This window comes from Lysinibacillus sp. NPDC056959 (genome assembly GCF_042674095.1).
Lineage (GTDB): Bacteria > Bacillota > Bacilli > Bacillales_A > Planococcaceae > Lysinibacillus > Lysinibacillus zambalensis.
Genome location: NZ_JBHURE010000031.1, coordinates 13,811 through 33,139, shown reverse-complemented (window position 1 = coordinate 33,139; position 19,329 = coordinate 13,811). Strand labels below are relative to the sequence as shown.

General features: G+C 37.9%; 19 protein-coding genes and 1 pseudogene. 3 read left to right on the top strand and 17 right to left on the bottom strand.

The annotated features are described in order from the left end of the window. Positions 1 to 377: 377 nt before the first annotated feature. Positions 378 to 991 (bottom strand): annotated as a pseudogene (locus ACFTQ7_RS22415) (PH domain-containing protein). Between the two features lie 445 nt (positions 992 to 1,436). On the opposite strand from ACFTQ7_RS22415, the gene ACFTQ7_RS22410 reads away from it, so the two are divergent. Both ACFTQ7_RS22410 and ACFTQ7_RS22405 read left to right on the top strand, forming a co-directional pair. Beyond that, complete coding sequence (locus tag ACFTQ7_RS22410) at positions 1,437 to 2,159, top strand: response regulator transcription factor (protein ID WP_386831270.1); 723 nt, start codon at positions 1,437 to 1,439, stop codon at positions 2,157 to 2,159. Further along, entirely contained in the window at positions 2,156 to 3,535 is a 1,380-nt protein-coding gene (locus ACFTQ7_RS22405; RefSeq protein ID WP_386831268.1) for a sensor histidine kinase, read from the top strand. Before ACFTQ7_RS22410 ends, ACFTQ7_RS22405 begins: the two co-directional genes overlap by 4 nt. A gap of 27 nt (positions 3,536 to 3,562) precedes the next feature. Here the strand turns inward: ACFTQ7_RS22405 and ACFTQ7_RS22400 are convergent, their stop codons facing one another. The 7 genes from ACFTQ7_RS22400 to ACFTQ7_RS22370 form a co-directional block, all read right to left on the bottom strand. Then, a complete protein-coding gene (locus tag ACFTQ7_RS22400) occupies positions 3,563 to 3,925 on the bottom strand; it encodes a YxeA family protein (protein ID WP_386831266.1) in 363 nt (120 codons plus the stop codon). A gap of 1 nt (position 3,926) precedes the next feature. After that, positions 3,927 to 5,795: an FtsX-like permease family protein gene (locus ACFTQ7_RS22395; RefSeq protein WP_386831264.1), complete on the bottom strand. Its 1,869-nt coding sequence runs from the start codon at positions 5,793 to 5,795 to the stop codon at positions 3,927 to 3,929. Beyond that, positions 5,782 to 6,549 (bottom strand): ABC transporter ATP-binding protein, encoded by a 768-nt coding sequence (locus ACFTQ7_RS22390; protein ID WP_323650654.1) that lies wholly within the window; start codon positions 6,547 to 6,549, stop codon positions 5,782 to 5,784. Before ACFTQ7_RS22390 ends, ACFTQ7_RS22395 begins: the two co-directional genes overlap by 14 nt. A gap of 234 nt (positions 6,550 to 6,783) precedes the next feature. Then, complete coding sequence (locus ACFTQ7_RS22385; protein WP_386831262.1) at positions 6,784 to 7,257, bottom strand: glutathione peroxidase; 474 nt, start codon at positions 7,255 to 7,257, stop codon at positions 6,784 to 6,786. Between the two features lie 18 nt (positions 7,258 to 7,275). After that, complete coding sequence (locus ACFTQ7_RS22380; RefSeq protein ID WP_386831260.1) at positions 7,276 to 8,610, bottom strand: FAD-dependent oxidoreductase; 1,335 nt, start codon at positions 8,608 to 8,610, stop codon at positions 7,276 to 7,278. Between the two features lie 13 nt (positions 8,611 to 8,623). Next, the gene (locus ACFTQ7_RS22375) at positions 8,624 to 9,769 is read right to left on the bottom strand and encodes a VanZ family protein (RefSeq protein WP_386831258.1); all 1,146 of its coding nucleotides are present in this window, start codon (positions 9,767 to 9,769) and stop codon (positions 8,624 to 8,626) included. A gap of 561 nt (positions 9,770 to 10,330) precedes the next feature. Continuing rightward, entirely contained in the window at positions 10,331 to 10,618 is a 288-nt protein-coding gene (locus ACFTQ7_RS22370) for a DUF6509 family protein (protein ID WP_386831256.1), read from the bottom strand. A 156-nt stretch (positions 10,619 to 10,774) separates the two neighbouring features. Between ACFTQ7_RS22370 and ACFTQ7_RS22365 the strand changes: the two genes are divergently transcribed. After that, positions 10,775 to 11,959 carry an alanyl-tRNA editing protein gene (locus tag ACFTQ7_RS22365; protein ID WP_386831254.1) on the top strand — a complete coding sequence of 395 codons (1,185 nt, stop codon included), beginning with the start codon at positions 10,775 to 10,777 and terminating at the stop codon, positions 11,957 to 11,959. Between the two features lie 577 nt (positions 11,960 to 12,536). Here the strand turns inward: ACFTQ7_RS22365 and ACFTQ7_RS22360 are convergent. The 9 genes from ACFTQ7_RS22360 to ACFTQ7_RS22320 form a co-directional block, all read right to left on the bottom strand. Continuing rightward, on the bottom strand, positions 12,537 to 13,352 hold the full coding sequence (locus ACFTQ7_RS22360; protein WP_386831252.1) for a metallophosphoesterase: 816 nt from the start codon (positions 13,350 to 13,352) through the stop codon (positions 12,537 to 12,539). 363 nt (positions 13,353 to 13,715) lie between these two features. Continuing rightward, a complete protein-coding gene (locus tag ACFTQ7_RS22355; protein WP_386831250.1) occupies positions 13,716 to 14,438 on the bottom strand; it encodes an amino acid ABC transporter ATP-binding protein in 723 nt (240 codons plus the stop codon). Then, positions 14,431 to 15,090: an amino acid ABC transporter permease gene (locus tag ACFTQ7_RS22350; protein ID WP_386831248.1), complete on the bottom strand. Its 660-nt coding sequence runs from the start codon at positions 15,088 to 15,090 to the stop codon at positions 14,431 to 14,433. The genes ACFTQ7_RS22355 and ACFTQ7_RS22350 overlap by 8 nt, the downstream gene beginning before the upstream one ends. An 84-nt stretch (positions 15,091 to 15,174) precedes the next feature. Beyond that, positions 15,175 to 15,972 carry a transporter substrate-binding domain-containing protein gene (locus tag ACFTQ7_RS22345; protein WP_386831246.1) on the bottom strand — a complete coding sequence of 266 codons (798 nt, stop codon included), beginning with the start codon at positions 15,970 to 15,972 and terminating at the stop codon, positions 15,175 to 15,177. A 417-nt stretch (positions 15,973 to 16,389) separates the two neighbouring features. Next, positions 16,390 to 16,749 carry a Na+/H+ antiporter subunit G gene (locus tag ACFTQ7_RS22340; protein WP_079562765.1) on the bottom strand — a complete coding sequence of 120 codons (360 nt, stop codon included), beginning with the start codon at positions 16,747 to 16,749 and terminating at the stop codon, positions 16,390 to 16,392. After that, positions 16,727 to 17,011 (bottom strand): Na(+)/H(+) antiporter subunit F1, encoded by a 285-nt coding sequence (locus ACFTQ7_RS22335; RefSeq protein ID WP_079562764.1) that lies wholly within the window; start codon positions 17,009 to 17,011, stop codon positions 16,727 to 16,729. The genes ACFTQ7_RS22340 and ACFTQ7_RS22335 overlap by 23 nt, the downstream gene beginning before the upstream one ends. Then, positions 17,011 to 17,493 carry a Na+/H+ antiporter subunit E gene (locus tag ACFTQ7_RS22330; protein ID WP_349661493.1) on the bottom strand — a complete coding sequence of 161 codons (483 nt, stop codon included), beginning with the start codon at positions 17,491 to 17,493 and terminating at the stop codon, positions 17,011 to 17,013. The genes ACFTQ7_RS22335 and ACFTQ7_RS22330 overlap by 1 nt, the downstream gene beginning before the upstream one ends. Next, positions 17,493 to 18,998, bottom strand: a complete 1,506-nt coding sequence (locus ACFTQ7_RS22325) for a Na+/H+ antiporter subunit D (protein ID WP_349661494.1) — start codon at positions 18,996 to 18,998, stop codon at positions 17,493 to 17,495. Before ACFTQ7_RS22325 ends, ACFTQ7_RS22330 begins: the two co-directional genes overlap by 1 nt. Beyond that, a complete protein-coding gene (locus tag ACFTQ7_RS22320) occupies positions 18,991 to 19,329 on the bottom strand; it encodes a Na(+)/H(+) antiporter subunit C (RefSeq protein ID WP_386831243.1) in 339 nt (112 codons plus the stop codon). The genes ACFTQ7_RS22325 and ACFTQ7_RS22320 overlap by 8 nt, the downstream gene beginning before the upstream one ends.

The window sequence follows — 19,329 nt, the reverse complement described above, 5'->3', positions numbered from 1 at the left end:
TAATTATAGTAGCGTTGAAATTCTTTTTTCTTCGGTCATGATTCCCCCTAATAAAATGGCTATTAGATATATGGAAAATTATGACGTTTATTTTACATATTTTCAACCTTTTATACATAAAAAAGCACAGACTCATACAAATGCATTGTAAAATTCTGTGCTTTTATTGTAATTACCTCGAGCACCTTCATTCCTTTTAGATGTAGGCAGTTTTAGGACTATAAAAATAAGCGTCGCAGTTAGTAAGAGCGCTAAAACAATATTGAAAGTATTAGGTGGACCAAGAACTCTGTGAAGTAATTTATCAAATGTTGGTATATCCAAGATAAGAACCCTAAAATAAAAGGCTTCTAATACTCCCGTAGCCCTTTATCACTTTAGTTATTAACATATAAATCAAAAACTTGAGAGAAATCTTCTTTTTTGTATTTGTCCTTATGATCGATCATCCAATCATTCGCAAAACGTGTAATCTCCTCGAATGATGCCGATGGTGTAACATTGTCATTACCGATACGACCAATGGATGAAGAAGCAATCGATAAACTCTTTTCTGCTACCTCTAGCTTGTATGCATTTTGCTTTTGCTCATAGCTAATAGCATGCAACGCTTTATACAAATCTTTAATATCATTAATAAAACGTTTATGAATGTCAATTGAAAATGGCGTATTGTCGATTGTAAATTTAATTTCAACATCAAGGTCAATAGTTCCTGCTGTTTCCAGGAACACTTCACTAATATTGTGCATTGAGTAGTCGTAACGACGTAATAATCGCTTCTTACTTATCGCACTTTCACCGTCTACATGAATAATTGCTCGATTTTAAAGCAATACTCGTCCGCCTTCGTCTTAATTAAGAAATAAATTTTCTCGTCAATTTCATGCAGGATGAAATCATCTGCATCTGCCTTATCATAGTCCTCACGAGCCACAACTACTCCAATATCTGAAAGTCCAAGCGCGTCTGCTGCTATTTTTTTGAACATCTTTTTCCCTCCTAGATGGTTTGATACTCTTATTACGCTTTCTATCTGTAAAAAGTTTCAAAAGAGACTGTTAATCGTGAAAGCTCGAGCGCTCAGTAATGGAACGCTATAGCTAGTTAGTACTCTAATGTAAAAGCTGCTTTGATATAGACTTTTCAAACAAGTATATAAAGTATTATTTTGGATCATCACCAAAAGTATCCACAACTTTTGGTTTTAATCCTAACTGATCGATATTTAAGTAATGTCTCAATTCCTTTTTTAAGCAAGTTTCATTTATAATAAGTCACATAAGACACTTCAATCGGTGGGCAAATCCCAAGCTATGCGACCATTATCTTGGCACTTCTGTTATTAACTGAATAAGGAAATGTTTATCGAGCTACTGCTAAACATATAGCCATACGCAAATCTTAAAATAATAAAGAGAAAGGACGAGTGAACCATGCAAGAACCAACTATTCTAGTGGTGGATGATGAGGCTGATTTAGCAAACCTTCTAAAAGTCAGCCTCCAAAAAGAAGGGTATAAACAAATTCATACAGCTGGCTCCATTCAAGAAGCCTGGACGAGCTTTCAACAAACACAACCCGATATTGTACTTCTTGATGTGATGCTTCCCGATGGCGAGGGCTATGATTTATGTCGGCGTATTCGAGAAGTATCGCATGTACCAGTACTTTTCATGTCAGCGAAAAATGATGAAATTGATAAAATTTTAGGACTTGCTATCGGAGGAGACGATTATATTACGAAACCTTTTAGTCCTAAAGAGGTTGCCTATCGCGTGAAGGCACAACTTCGCAGAGCTGGCTATCAAACGCAAGAAGTAGCACCAGTACCTTCCGAGAAGTCAATTCAAGTTGGCCCATTCTTACTTAATGGTGATGAAACGGAGGTACATAAGGACGGCGTTTTATTGGAGCTAACAGCGAAAGAGATCGGCTTGATGGCTTGCTTTATGAATAATCCTAATCGAATTTTAAGTAAAGAAACACTGTTTGAGCGTGTGTGGGGAGAGGACTTTTTCGGCTCAGACAATACCGTAATGGTGCATATTCGGCGTCTGCGTGAAAAGGTTGAAAATGATGCATCCAAGCCTGTGTATATTACAACTGTAAAAGGGCTTGGCTATAAATTTGTCGTTCCAAAAGAGGAGCAAGTATGAAATGGAAATTAACAGCTAGATTCCTTTTGTCTGTGCTGTCTATTGTTATTATTGTTATTTTCGTAAATACAGCCATTTTAATTGGGCTCCTCTCTTATCAGCTAGATCGGGGAATTGCATATACAGAAGAAATCTTTGTCCGGGACTTCCAGAAGTATATTGAAATCAGTAATGGTACGCCATCAGTAAGTGAAGAGGGACTTCAACGCTTACATCAGCGAAATGCTTGGATTCAATTGCTTGATGTTAATGGTCAGGTCCTTGAATCGCATTATGCACCAGATAAGGCTCAGTCGCATTATGCACCCATCGACTTAATTCAAGTATATAAATATCAAGAATTTGATGCTGATACTACGGTGTATGTAGGCAGTAAGGATGCTGTTAGTTATCTCGTTGGTATTAAGGGTAGCGATACTGCAAGATTAGTCATGCATTTTTCTGGCTCATCAGTATTACAGTTTATTGGCAAGTTTGGGTTATTCATTGTTATTGCCGACTTATTAGTAGCTACACTAGTTGGATGGCTTTTCGGTCGTACGTTGACCAAACCTCTACATGCAATAATCGAACGGATTCGTCATTTAAAAAATCATGAGCATATGCCTAATAAACTGCCTGGTGGTGTGTACAAACCAGTTTTTGAAAATTTAAATGAAGTATCAAGAGAACTAGCTGCACATGAGCAGGAACGTAAAAGATCAGAGGTGATGCGCGAGGAATGGATCAGCAATGTGTCACACGATATGAAAACGCCCCTTTCTTCGATTCGTGGTTATGCGGAGCTACTGAATGATGGAAAATTGACTACTGATGAACAAACAGACTACGCTCACATTATCGAAAAACAATCATTGCATATGCAAGATTTACTCGATGATTTAAATTTAACTATGCGCTTAAGACATCAGCAGCTTCCGCTCAGCTTAACCGAAGTAAATATGGTGCAATTTATTCGTGAAATCGTTATAGATACACTCAATACCCCTCAATATGAGGAAGCCAATATTGAGTTTAATGCAACTAACGCTGTCATCAAGCATCACATTGACGAGCATTTTATGCGACGAGCGATTATGAATTTTTTACACAATGCATTGCTCCATAATCCTTCTGATGTATCAGTTACTATTCTTGTAGAAGATCATTCCATTACGATTTCTGACAACGGTAACGGCATTTCTGCCGAAGATCTTGAACATATTTTCGAACGCTATTATCGAGGGACAAATACTGAGCAAACACACGGTACTGGTTTAGGTACTGCAATTGCTAGAGATATTATTGAAGCGCACGGAGGAACTGTAACAATTACCTCTAAAGAACAACAAGGTACAACTATCAGCATTCAATTTCATGAAGAAAAAAAGGAGTAGCCCGACACTAGGGACTACTCCTTCTTCTTATTTCTTCATTAGCTCCTGTACTTTTTTAGGTAGCTCATGGAATTTTACTTCATCATATGATGAAACTTCTGTTTCCTTTTTTACATAAAGCTTCAAGTATGCATCGTGACGTAAATTTTTCTGAGCTGAGAACTTCAATGTTTGCTCTTCACCATTCTCGTCATAAGCAGGTAGCTCGTACCAATATGACTTCCATATTTCTCCGTCACTTGCCTTAAATTCCTCCATTTCACCATCAGTAGTGATATGAACATAGTATGCTTCTTTATTTAAACGGTTAAAATCTACAGTCATCAGAACAACAAGACCTGCTACGAACAATAAAAACAATGCTCCTATACCTAAGAAAACTTTTTTCATCTTAATTCCCCTGTCTAACAATTTTATAGAATGAACGAACTGTAAAGATATAATATACGCCGTAAATTGCAGAATAAGCAATCATCCACAGTATTACTGGTTTCGTTATATCCATACCAAATAGTTGTGAAAAGGCTATCAGCGCAAATGCACTATGTGCGATACCAACAATGAGTGGTGCACTAAAGATCACGGCAACCTGCCCTGCAACTGTTTTTAATATCTGCTTTTTATTAACACCGATTTTATTTAAAATTGCATATTTAGACTGATCTTCCTCTGCCTCTGTTAAAATTTTAAAGTAAATAATACTTCCTGTCGCTGCTAAAAATACTAATCCTAAAAAGCTTCCTACAAACAATAGTGACCCTACAGTAGCTAAACTATCCTCATAACTTTGCGGAACACTTGAAAACCCTTCCTGCTGTTCAGTAGCTAGTTGATTGGAAATCTCTTTTGAAATCGCCTGTTGCTTCAAGTCATTATCCATACCAACTACTTGCATTTTAACATTTTCTGCATTTGTTGCAGCGAATACTTTATCATTCACAACGAGTACTGTACCGGCTGGAATAAAGTTTAATACACTCTCTGTATACATTTTATCAACATGGAATGATTCCCCGTTCTCCAATTTAAACTCCTCACCCGTAAAATCATGTGAGAAACGTTCATCAAAAGTTGCATCAAGTAACACTGTTGAACCATCTGCAATGTGCAGTTCTTCATCTTTCCCCTGCAATTTTGCTAAACGATTATAGTCGGATTCCTTTAATAATGTATATTCAAAAAACGAATATTCATTATCGACACGTAAATTTTTTACAGAAAGCTCTTCGTTGTATAAGACGTCTTCTTGTGAAAATTTTACTGTCTCACCCTTCCACATAAATGTGTTAGGCAGCATATGACGTACACTGGCTTCCGCATTGTAATACATACCAAAAACGCCGCCACCTGCTGTAATTGTTGTCGCACTTAAAATAGCGATGATCGAAAGCGATTTAGCATTTGCTCGAATACGGTACAATAATTGTGATACACCTATTAAATTTAAACCCTTCCATGACCAAGAAGTTGCTTTTTTCAACGCCGTTAACACAAATACGCTAACACTATGGAATAATAGGTATGTCCCTGCAATCGTTACACCTATTACCATTAGTGGAGTACCTAGCACTGTGAAAAATCGCCAAATCTTGCTCGTAAACATATCTTCAGACGCTGTGTAATAACCAAACGCAATTAGCGCTGTCCCAAGAATAGCTGCTAATAATGATGCACGTGGTATTTTCTCTCCTTGCTTCTCTGCATGGAACAAGTCAATTAGTTTAAATTGATAAATAACACGATAGCCCTGTAAAGATGTGAATAAAAATAGTAGCGCAAAAATGCCTGTTGTATTTACTAGAGCCTCTGAGGAAAAAGTTAAACTTCCTACAACCTCATAGCCCATTAAACGAACTAAAATCATTAATAACCCTTGTGACATAAAGAATCCAAGAACTATTCCTAATACTAGAGAGACAAGCCCAATTACTAAATTCTCGAAAAAGAGCATTAAGCCAATTTTTTGCTTACGCACACCTAGTAAAGAGTAAAGTGCTACTTCTTTTTTTCGTCTCTTCATAAAAAACGAATTGGAATACGCCATAAAGATGATGATAAAGAATAATAGCACAACGGATGATGCACTCATCAATCCTTTAATTTGCTGCGATGATTGTTTCAATGCTGAAAGATCATCATTATATTTCAATGTCACAAACGTAAAGTAGATGACGATACTAAAGACCATCGAAGCGATATATAAAAAGTAATTCGACAAATTGCGCTGAATATTTTTACGCGCTAAACTAAATAACGTCATTTACTCCACCTCCGATGCCGGCAAGCACCTGTAAAATCTCTTGGAAGAACTGCTTTCTTGTTTGAGTACCACGATGAATTTCCTTAGAAAGCTGTCCGTCCTGAATGAATAGAATGCGTTGGCAGAAGCTTGCTGCGAATGCATCGTGCGTAACCATCATAATAGTGGACGCTTGTGAATTATTTAAATCACTTAAACTTTCAAGCAAGTCTGTGGCTGATTTTGAATCAAGAGCACCTGTTGGCTCATCCGCAAAGATTAGTTTCGGCTCTGTAACTAACGCACGTGATGATGCTGTACGTTGCTTTTGCCCACCTGAAATTTGATATGGGTATTTATCGAGTAACTCTTTTATCCCAAACAGTGTTGCTATGCGTTCTACCCTTGCGTTAATTGCCTTTGTTGGCACTTTTGCAATCGCAAGAGGCAGTACGATATTTTCACGAACTGTTAAAGAATCGAGTAAGTTATAGTCTTGGAAGATAAAGCCTAGATTGTCGCGACGAAAATCTGCTAACTCTGCATCCTTCATGCGCGCTAAGTTTGTGTCACCAATAATAATTTCACCAGTCGTTGGCGTATCAATTGTGGCTAACACATTTAATAGCGTCGATTTCCCAGCCCCTGAAGGCCCCATTACACCAACAAACTCTCCTTTTTCTACTTCAAATGATATATTCGATAGCGCTGTAAATGTATTTGCGCCTTTGCCGTAAGTCTTTTCTACATTTTGTACCTTTAATAATGGCGTCATAAACGCTCACCTCTTCTTTCTGACTTTAGTATACGCCCTCAAACTTACAACAAATTTGTCCCAAGCTTACAACAACCTTAAATCAACCTATCCACATGACATACGTTTTAACAAAATGTCACCCAACTTTTTAGTTTTATCGATAAACTTTCAATTTTTATCGGCATCCACCTGCCTAAGAGCAAAAAAGGATTCACACACAAAACTGTGCGTGAATCCTTTCCTCCAACTTTATTATGCTAAAACTTCTTTAATATCGTCCTCAAAGCTACTTGGCTTATCGGCTGATCCATAGCGTCCAACAACATCACCATTACGATTCACAAGGAATTTTGTGAAATTCCACTTTACACTGTTGCCGAGAAAGCCTTTTGAATGCGATGTCAAATGCTCAAAAATAGAGTGTGCATCCTTACCATTGACTTTCACAATTTCATGCATAGGGAACGTCACCCCATATGTTAAACGACATTGGGACGCCGCTTCCTCAGCAGTCGCTACCTCTTGTTTAAACTGATTGGATGGGAAGCCAAGAACAACAAGACCTTCATCCTGATATTTTTTATATAGACCTTCTAATTCTTCAAACTGCGGTGTAAAACCACATTTGGAAGCCGTATTAACAATTAGCATTGCCTTACCCTTATAACGATCTAAGCTATATTCAGTACCATCTTCTAAAGCAACCTGAATATCGTAAATGCTCATTTCTAATAACCCCCTTCGTTATAAACGCGCATTTATTCTGGCCACCTGCTGTAGTGGATCCCAAACACCATTAAATGGAGGCGCGTAGGCTAAATCTAAATCTAGTAAATCTGGTAACGTCATTTTATTGTATAAGGCTGTCGCAAACACATCAATCCGTTTATCAACACCTGCCGGACCAACAATTTGTGCGCCCAAAAGCTGTTGATCTCGTTTACGAACAACAATTTTAATAAACATCCGTTGGGCACCTGGATAATATCCCGCAATATGGCGCGCAGACAATTTAAATGCCTCATATTCAAAACCTAGCTCTTTAGCATTGCGCTCATTAATACCAGTCGTGGCAATCGTTAAATTGAAAAACTTTAAGATCGACGTACCTACAATCCCACGAAACGGCGCGAACTTGCCCGACATATTGAGTCCCGCTAAACGACCTTGCTTATTAGCTGTCGTTCCAAGAGGTATATAATCTAGGCGTTCTTTCACAATATTAAAATGCGTCGCACAATCTCCCGCCGCATAAATATTTTCAACAGATGTCTCTAAATGTCGATTGACGATAACCGCACCATTTTTCTCTAATGCTATACCTGTACCTTCTAAAAATTGAGTATTTGGTTTAATCCCCGCAGCCATAATGACTAAATCCGTATTAAATACGCCATTGTCTGTTATAACACGCTCAACACGGTGATTCCCCTCAAATGCCTCTACTTTTGTATTTAACACAAGTTCGATATCATTCTTTTTCGCTTCTTCATGAACATGTTGTGCAAGCTCTTCATCTAGAATTCTTGCAACATAGCTACCTCGTTGAATCAATCTTACGTTTTTGCCGCAAGCATGGATCGTCTCAGCCATCTCTAGCCCAATATAACCTGCGCCTATAATTGTTACATTTTCTATATCAGACGTTAAATCGGCTAGTAAATCATCTAGCTGAGGTATTGTTTTCACCGTGTGTATACCCGCCAAATCCGAACCCTTCTCCACAGGCATAATAGGATCCGCGCCCGTTGCAATAAGTAGCTTATCATAAGGAATTTCAAATGATTCACCAGATGACTGCGTACCAAAAACAAGCTTCTTGTCTACATCAATTCCGTTAACCTCATGACCAACACGAGCATCAATACCGTACTTATCACGAAACGTTTCTACATCTCTTGCTATGAGACGCTTTGTCGATGAAATACGCCCATCTACAACATAAGGCAAGCCACACTGCCCATATGAATAAATTAATCCACGTTCTACCGATGTAATCGCTGCTCCTGGTACATTTCGATATATTTCCATTGCTGCTGACATACCCGCAGCATCTCCCCCGATGATTACGTATTTCATCCAATAATCCCCCTTATTTTTTTCTCGTTGCTAGTAAGCCTGCATAATAGTCCATAAATAAACGGCGTCTGCCTCCACTTGCGATGACACGTATTACATGAATAGCAATAACCATCATTAGAATAAAGTTCGCTATAAAGGCTAACAATGTAATAACAATTTGTAGTACATAAAATGGTGAATCCATATCTAATTTTATGTTCCCTATAATTGTTATAATCTCCGAAGTACAGACTATCACCAGAATAGCAACGCAACGGCGCCAAGATTGGCTGACAATACTTTTGCCGTTTTCACTGACCATTGTAAAGCGCATAAACTTCATCCCTAATGTTGCGCCGTTTGTAAGGCTTGGAACAACACCAAAGAGCAACATATATAAAGCAATTTTCACTAAAAACTCAAACATACCACTATATCCTGTTACAGCACTAATGATGAACAAAATGATTTGTACGATAAATAAATCTATTGCTAGTGCCAACAAAATTGATAATGGTTTGACAATATCTTTCTCGACCATTTCTGCTGCTTTAGCCGTCACCTTTTCATGAGAAGGAAACAGCGCCCACACAACAGGGGCTAAGAAGAACCCTAATAGCGCACCAACACTGTTAAGTATTAAATCATCCACATCAAAAATTCGATACGCACAATTAAAGATGCCATAAATTCCTGTATATTGGGTTACCTCATAAAACAATGTTAGCAAAAAGCTAAATAGAAATGCACGCTTCCAGTACTTTCTTTTTTTAAGGAAATAACGCAAGTACACGCCAAAAGGCATGAGCAGCAAGAAATTAAAAAATGCCTGAAAAAAAGCAGGCTGCTTCGGTATATAAATCCATGTTGATGGATTCGTCAAAACAATCCCACTATTCTTTAAAATATCCGTAACAAATTGAAAAGGATGTAAATTATAATGGACTGTATCTGGGGCTTGCAAAGAGCAAGTATCACGTGTTTCTGGGAAAGGCAATAAAACTAAGCATAATGCCGATAAAAAGTAAAAAATAAATGAGAACGTAATAATAGTTTTGGATACAGATAAGTAGCCATATTTCCGATACGTATAAATTAGCCAAGGTACAAATAGCATAAAGGATGAGAAAATTGTTATTAAAAAAGCTACCATTATTGAATGTGTATAAACTGACATAGAACACCTCTTCGTTTAAAAATCGGCTTTTCACCATAGGGTTGATTTCCGTTCCGGCTGGCCGCTTTCCTGGGGGCGTCCGATGAGCCGCTTTTGGTGCTGCCGCTACGTTACCACTACGCTTTCGCACAGAAAACACCCGCTTCGCTGCAGGGTCTCGGGCCAACACGATGTTGGTCACGAAGGCGTTATCACAGGATGTGATGCTCTTAGCCTACGTTCCCCTATCGCTAATCCCCAAGGAGTCGCCAACCTCCACTCCAATCAACTATATACATAGTATACGTCTAAAAAAATATCATCCCTTACTTTTGATGATAAACCTAAAAATACCCATTTTTTTATTTCATAAACATAGTTTAACCCTTAAACACAACACTAATATTTCACCAATCTTAAATAATCCTTAATTAGTGATATAACGATAAAATTCCGCTTAGACTCCCAGGAGACAAACAAGAGTACATCAATGTAACTAGTGCCTGTTCACAGAAAGCAAAGCGGAATATTATCGAATAAGAAACTATTTATTTTTGTTGGAAATGCTTTTACGCAGACCTACTACGCTTTTGCGATTTCCTCTTTGCAGAATGTTAAAATCTCTTCTAGCTCTTCATCCTCTAATGCAAAATCTAAATACTCACCTTCTGCTTTTTCCATGATGAAGTAATTTAAAACAAATAACTCTTCACCTTTTTCAGCGATTAGTACACGAATTTCAATTCCTGCTTCGTGATAAAGCTCATCTTCTTCATCAATATCTACATCTAAAATAAATTCGTAACGCTTGCCTTCAATAATGTTTGTTGGATCTAAAATTTCTTCCATTGAGAATTGTGTAATTTCCATTGTACGATCTCCTTTAAGTTAACCTGTTCTTATATATATTAAATCAAATTCAGCATGGGTCAAATAGAAAACTCGTATACACTTGAAAGTAATTATGCCACAATGAAAATAAATTAATCGAGAGACGTGATTCTCTTACATAAAGGAGGCTTTTTCTTGAAAGAGCTACTATATTATCAAGATGTTATGTTACGTGAATTTAATGCAGCAATTGTCAATAAAGGAACCGATGCAGATGGCCGTAACTACGTGGTGCTATCAAATACTGCTTTTTATCCAACAGGGGGCGGACAACCTCATGACACCGGTACTTTAAACGATATCGAGGTTATCGAGGTCGAGAAAATCAATGATGAAATTCGTCATTATATTCAAGGCGACTCTTCTAGCTTAGTTGGAGAAGTGCATGGACAATTGAATTGGCAACGACGATTTGATCATATGCAGCAGCATGCAGGTCAACATATTTTAACAGCGGCCTTTGTCGAGCTTTTTGATACACCAACTGTTAGCTTCCATTTAGGTAGTGAGCAAGTCACAATTGATATTGCCGTAGATGTCCTAACGGAAGAACAGCTTGTGGCCGCGGAAGCCCGTGCCAATGAAATTATTTTAGAGAACCGCCCAATTGAAACGACATGGATTACAGAAAAAGAATTAGAGAACTACAGCCTACGTAAAGATGTAGCCGTTACAGGAGATATTCGACTTGTTATTATTCCAGACTTTGATTACAACGGTTGTGGCGGTACACATCCAACATCAACAGGACAAGTCAGTGCAATAAAAATTCTTGGCACAGAAAAAATGAAGGGCAATATTCGTGTCTCCTTTGTATGTGGTCATCGAGTTTTAGCGGAGCTAGCCATGCGAAAGAAAGTTCTAGCTGACGTTGCAAGACAATTAAGTGTACCTGAAGTTGAAGCAGCTACAGCACTTACAAAAATCTTAACAACACAAAAAAGTACAGAAAAGGCACTTGTGGCGGCAAAAGAAGAGCTGTTAAATTATGAAGCAAAAGCGCTAGTTTCTAGTAAAGAACGTGTTATTACTGCCGTCTTTACTCAGCGTACTATGCAAGAGCTTCAAAAATTAGCTCGAACTGTTGTCACTGAGCAGGTAGAAGCTATCGTATTACTTGTTTCAGAAAATGAAGACAAGCTTCAGTTTGTCGCAGCACGTGGTGCAAAAGTTGAAAAGAGTATGAAGGACATTGCCGCAAAGGCACTGCCACTCATTAATGGAAAAGGCGGCGGCAGTGATCAGATGGTGCAAGGCGGTGGCGAGCATATCATCTCTACCGAGCAACTATTTGAAGCAGTACAAGAAGTACTAAACTGACCTTTTCGAAAATAAATTACAACAAAGGAGCTAATCCATTACTGAGGTAGCTCCTTTATTCATTTATGTACACCATCACTTGCTGCACACTCTATTGCTGCCATCTCCCCATCGATAATTATCCACAGACAATTACTCAGCTAAAGCAATCGATCCCTCAACAAATTATTTTTATCCACATATTATCCACAACTGATACACAAATTACCCACAAATCTTCTCTATTATATTTAATCGATTCACCAGTTCAACAGTTGAATTAAATTGAATAATTTTTCATAGATACCTGATTATAAAAACAGAATAGTTTCTAGTACCACTCGGACTACTCTTTGAATTCCCAATCGTAGTTCTCTTTTTATCGTCCATAGGCATCCTAACAGCCGTATCCATAAAAAAATACGAGGCTGGTCTTATATCGGGATGGGCATTGGTTCTGCTGTGATTACACCACCCAATTTTATTAGTCAGCTACTCGTATTCATTCCAATGATTATTTTATATGGAATACTCATTTATCTTGTTAAACGTATAGAGCGTAAACAAAAATAAGCACCGCGTAGCAAAGACGCAGTGCTTATTTTTTCTTTAATTCCATTACAAGAATTTCTGGTGGATTAAAAATTCGAATAGGTACTGTACTATTACCTAATCCTCGACTAACGGCCATAGTTGTTGTTCCTTCTTCAAAAACACCTGCCGTATACTTCGGAAGTATTCCCTGTCCTCGTGCGAAAAGACCACCAATACCAGGAATTCGAACTTGTCCACCATGTGCATGTCCTGCAAATACTAAATCAATTCCAAAGTCCACATACGTATTAAACACTTCTGGTCGATGCGCTAGTAAAATCGTTAATATATTTGGTGGAACATTTTTTGTTGCTATCTCTAGCATTTCTTTCGTTGTTCTACCCGATAACGGATCTTCGATGCCAACAATCGCCAAGCGCTCCCCGTCGCGCTCAATGACGGCCGATTCATTGGACAATACATGTACACCTAACGATGATAGCTCATTATAAATTACATTCACTTTATTCGTCGCTACTTCATGGTTTCCTAGTACATAATAGACATCCGCTAATTTAACTAATCCCCTAACAGCCTGCAAGCTTCGCTCCAAATTATAACGATTACTATCAACTAAATCACCTGTAATAAAAATCAGGTCAGGATTTGTTGCCTTCACCTTTGCTATGAGTTTCTCTTGATGTTCACCAAAGAGAGCATCCTGTAAATCTGTTATTTGCGTAATGCGTAGTCCATCAAAGCCGGCGGGCGCTTTTTCTGACTCGAATTCATACTTGCTTACAACCAGCCAATGATTGTTTACGTACAAAAAAATGACTATAAAAACAACAAAAAAAGCTACATATAATAATTTTTTCAATCGCAATCGCTCACTTTGTGGCTACTTTTTCATCAGATCAATTTCGCATTGGCGTAATTGTTGCTGTCGCTCCCACTGAAAAGGAACACATCCGCATTCATCTAACCACCTTCAGAGGTGGGAGCTTCTACTGAATGAAGATAAAAATCTGACCCTCCTATTATAAGCATAAAATAAAGTAATTGTAAGCACATACACATAAAATCATTAGATTGAACAAAAAGAGTAATTTAAAATGAAAATCTGACTAGCTACTTTTTCTACAGGCAGACCTCCATGGATGGATACATTAATAAATGAACTTAAGTAAACAAAAAACGCATTTAGACACTCCTTTAAAAGAGTCTAAATGCGTTTTATCACTTATAATACTTTTTCTAGAAAATCTTTCGCACGCTGTGTAGATGGTGATGAGAAGAACTGTTCTGGTGGTGCGTCCTCAATTAACTTTCCGCCATCAAGGAATAGTATACGGTCAGCCACTTCACGTGCAAAGCCCATCTCATGCGTTACGATTAACATCGTCATACCCGTATCAGCAAGATTTTTCATAACGGCTAATACCTCTTTTACCATTTCAGGGTCAAGAGCTGAAGTAGGCTCGTCAAATAAAATTACTTTTGGATCCATTGCTAGTGCTCGAGCAATAGCAACACGTTGCTTCTGTCCACCTGATAGACGACTTGGATATTCATTGCGCTTATCAAATAGGCCTACTTTCGTTAATAAATCTTCAGCCTTTTTGATAGCCGCTGTCTTATCCATTCCTTTTACATTAATCGGTGCGTATGTTAAATTTTCAAGTACCGTTTTATGAGGAAAAAGATGAAAATGCTGAAATACCATACCTACCTCTTCACGGATTTTCATAATGTTTGTCCCTTTGTCCGTTAGAACGTCACCCGCAATTGTAACCTTTCCACTCGTTGGCTCTTCTAATAAATTTAAGCAGCGCAGGAATGTTGATTTACCAGACCCTGATGGACCAATAATAGCAATTACTTCTTTTTCTTTAACTTCTGTTGAAATACCCTTTAGTACTTCGTTTTGTCCATATGATTTGTGTAAATCTTCAATTTTAATCACTTCTTCTCATTCCTTTCTCAATTCGTCTACCAAGGAACGTTAATACAAGCGTCATAATGTAGTAGATTACACCCGCAAATAGTAATGGCTCAAGATAGCGATATGTTGAACCACCTACAATATAAGCACGGCGCATAATATCAAGTGCACTAATAACCGTCACGACAGCCGTTTCTTTATTTAGTGTAATAAACTCATTCACTAAAGATGGTAAAATATTTTTCACGGCTTGTGGGATAATAATATCTTTCATCATTTTCGCATATGGAATACCTAGCGCTTGTGCCGCTTCCATCTGTCCTTTATCAACCGCATTAATACCAGCGCGAATGATTTCTGAAATATAAGCACCTGAGTTTAACCCGAATGCAATAATAGCCGTTGGAACTGGCTCAATTTGAATATCTAATAATTGTGGCACTGCATAATAGATAATCATTAATTGTAGTACGAGCGGTGTACCACGGAAAATTGATGTATAAAAATCTGCAAACCAACGTAAAATACTCACTTTACCGATTTTGCATAACGCTAGTAATATACCAACTATAAAACCGATGATTGATGCACCGATTGCAATTTGAAGTGTAACACCTATCCCTTTTAATATATAAGGAATAGAGGGAATGATAGCTGTAAAATCTAAATTCACAGTGCCCCCTCCTTTCTTGTTCTTTTTTCAGGAAATGAAAGATATAAGCGATAGCTCGAGATAGAGCTATCGCAGTAAACTTACTTATTTAACTTTTAACCATTTTTCTTCTAGCTCTTGAATTTTACCTTCAGCAGCTAATTCTTTTAATGCTTTGTTAATTTTATCTTTAAGATCGCTACCTTTTGGAACAGCGATTGCTTTAAAGTCTTCAGGTTGCTCTTTAACAGGGAACGCTTCTAGTTTATCGTTCGTATCAAGATAGCCTTTCGCTACACCACTTTCTACAATTCCAGCATCTAAACGTTTTGACATCATGTCTTGAACAATTTCAGGAATTCGAGTACGACCTTCAACAGTGGCATCTACTTCTTTAGCAATTTTATTACCTAAAGTTTCTTGGATTGAAGCGTTTTGAACACCAATTTTTTTACCAGCTAAATCAGCCTCTTTTTTAATACCGCTATCCTTTTTCACGATAAACACTTGCTCTGTTTGATTATATTTTTCAGAGAAATCTACAACTTTTTCACGTTCTTCATTAGGTGACATACCAGAGATAACAATATCAATTTTTCCGGCTTGTAGAGCTGGCACTAAACTATTGAAGTCGATATCTTGAACTTCTATTTCTGCACCAATCTTTTCACCAACTAATTTAATTAAATCAATATCAAAACCAATAATATCATCACCTTTTGCAGCATCGACATACTCAAATGGTGCATAATCAGATGAAGTACCTACTTTTAAAACTTGCTTTTGTTCTGCGCCTTCGTTAGCATTTGAATCTTTATCGCTTGCCTTATCATCTTTTGCGCCACATGCCGTTAGGACAGCAATTACTAGCACAAGCATAAGCATGAAAAATTTGTTCTTCATATTCAACAATCTCCTTTTATTTATGTTTTTTTATCTATAAAACTCTTGTTCTTGAAAATAAGTGCATGGATATTTATACACCACAGAGAATAAATATCTATCTGCTAATAAGATATACTCTTTCGAAGTAATAATCAAGCTAATCTGAAAATTTCCCGATAAAATATTATATACATAATTTTCGGAAAAATCAATCCATTTAGATTTACCACCTACAAAATAAGTTCCTCATCATAACGTAGGAGTGATTTCCTTTCCAGCTGGACGCTTCACTTGTACTCCCAACAAACTATACATGGCGTACGTTTTAACAAAAAAAGACCCCGAAAATGGGGGTCTCAGATTATTAACTAACGCTACTCCTGCTGGATAAGCTAGAGCCAATCCCGATATGCCTTTGGATGTTTGCCACTTATTTTATTTTTCATCTGCAAATAACTTTTCCTTTAGCTCATCCTCTCCGGACCCTTCTGCTAAAGGTACGCGAGATCGATACGCAGCTCGACATATTAAATGCCCTGCTACAGGAGCTGTTACAAAAACGAAGCCAATTCCTAATATTAAACGTACACTAACATATCCATCATGAACCCAAAAGTAAATAAATGCACCTAATAGACATGTTAAGACGGACAATGTCGAACTTTTCGTTGCAGCATGTGAACGCGTGTATACGTCTGGTAAACGAATCATCCCAAATGCACTAATAACACTTACAATGGAGCCAATCAATATAAGTATAACTGCCGCCCATTCAATCATTTGATTTACGTTCAACAATCACACCTCTTTCAATATATTTCGTAAATGCAATCGTGCCGATAAAAGCTAAAATCCCTAATATTAATATCGCCTCTAAATACGCCTTTGTTTTCAAAATAATAGAGACGATAGCGATTGCTGAAAGTAGATTAACACCTATTGTATCAAGTGCAATAGCACGATCAGGCAACGAAGGGCCTCGAATCACACGAAATAGCGACAACGCAATCGATACACTGAATAATGCAAGAGCCAAAAGTAAAATTTTATCAATCATTAGCGTGTCACCTCCATGATCGCTTGTTCAAATTTTCCTATTGAACGAATGACAGCTTCTTTCGATTGTTCAATATCCATTGCATGAATATAAAACATATCCCCCTCTTCAGAAACTTCCATCACGACTGAACCTGGAGTCAGCGTGAGCAACAATGCAAGAGCTGTTATTTCCCAATCTCCTTTTAGCGCTGTTTTATACGTAAATATTCCAGGAGTTATAGTGAGCTTCGGCGTCGTAATTTGTCTTAATACGCTGTAACTCGATAATAGTAGCTCCCAATTAAAGAGCCATAATAATTTAATGATTGAAAACACACGTCGTAAATAAAATTGTGTGCCGTAAAAGCGGTGCATCGCATATAAAATCCCTATTCCGACGATAAAGCCCATTAAAAATGTCGAAAACTGTGGTACCACTTCATCCTTTAACAAGAGCCAAAGTGTTGCGATAAATAAATTCAGGATAAATTGCATCGCCATTATTCATTCACCTCACCTTGCCATGTTGTGCCATCTAGCACTGCATCAATATAGATTGATGGCGTATAGAGTGTCTCTGCCGCATCTGTTACATACGGAGCCATCCATTCAGCTCCAATTCCTAAAACAATCGTACAAGCTGCCAATAATGTTAATGGTAAAACCATACGCTTTGGTAGCGGCTTTTCATCTTCTAGACTAATAATCGTTTCCCCAAAGAATGAGGAAAGAAATATTCGTAATAGTGAATACAAAACAATTAAACTAGATAAAAATCCTAGCCCTAGTAGAACAAAATTTCCGCCCTCAATAGCTCCTTGTCCTATTAAAACCTTCCCTAAAAAGCCACTCAATGGTGGTATCCCAGCAAGGGAACACATGACAATAAAGAATAACCAGCCAAAAAGAGGGTAATTTCGAATAAGCCCACTCATTTTATCAATAACCGTTTCACCAGTAACATACATCATCATGCCAACTGCTAAAAACAGCATGGCCTTAGCTACCATATCGTGCATCAAATAGTATGTTACACCCTGTAAGGCAGACTCGGTACCGATCGCTAGACCAGCTACTATAAAGCCAACACCAATAAGGACATTATACGAGGCAATTGTTCTTACATCTCGTCCTGCTAGTGCTCCCATACATCCAGCAATAATCGTCAGTCCTGCCATAATTCCTAGTATCATATGAGTCACTTCAGTATTATTCGGGAAAAGTAATGTAAAAGTGCGGACGAGCGCATAAATTCCAACCTTTGTTAATAATGCAGCAAAAAGTGCGGCTATAGCTGTTGGAGGTGCACTGTATGAGCCTGGAAGCCAGAAGAATAATAATAGGCCAGCCTTCAAGCTAAAGACAATTAAGAAAATAAGAGCCACAGTCGTGATCAGTGGGTCAGCTCCTAGCTCCATCACGCGAACTGAAATATGTGCCATATTCAACGTTCCAACGGTTCCATATAAAAAAGCTAATGCCACTAGGAAAATCCAAGATGCAACAATATTAATAAGGACATATTTTAAAGCCTCTCGCAGCTGAACTTTCTCGCCACCTAAACTAATAAGTGCATAAGAAGCAAGTAACATCACCTCGAAACACACAAACAAGTTAAAAATATCCCCTGTTAGAAATGAGCCATTCACACCCGCTACCATAAGTAGGACAAACGGGTAAAAATACATCTTTTCAAAGCTCTTACCGATTGTAAAAAAGGCATATAACAGACAAATGGCTGCGACAATATTCGCGACTAATACAAGAAGCATTGCGAACGAATCAGCGACAAATAAAATGCCGAATGGCGGTGCCCAGCCACTAAAATCAATACGCATTACACCTTGTTTTTGAATCTCTAGCAATAAAATAACACTAATAAAGGCAACAAAGCTTAATGTCACCAAACTAATGATGCGCTGCAAAAATACATTGTCACGTAAAAACACAAGTAAAATGGCCGTAATAACCGGCACAATTAATGGTAAAACAATCATATTACTCATCCGGCGTACCTCTCAATTCATCAAAATTCGCCGAACTGTTCGTTTTATAAGCTCGGTAACCGAGAACAAGCACAAACGCCGTCACCGCGAAGCTAATCACGATTGCAGTTAAAATCAAAGCTTGCGGCAGAGCATCTGTGTAAGGACCTTCTGATTCCTCTAAAAGTGGTACATTCCCCTTCTTCAGTCCACCCATCGTTAAAATCAGTAAATGTGCCGCATGCGATAATACCGCCGTTCCTAAAATCACACGTAATAACTGTTTCGAGAGGATTAAGTACGTCGCAACAGCTACTAATACACCAACTAACACTAGTATTAAAGACTCCAT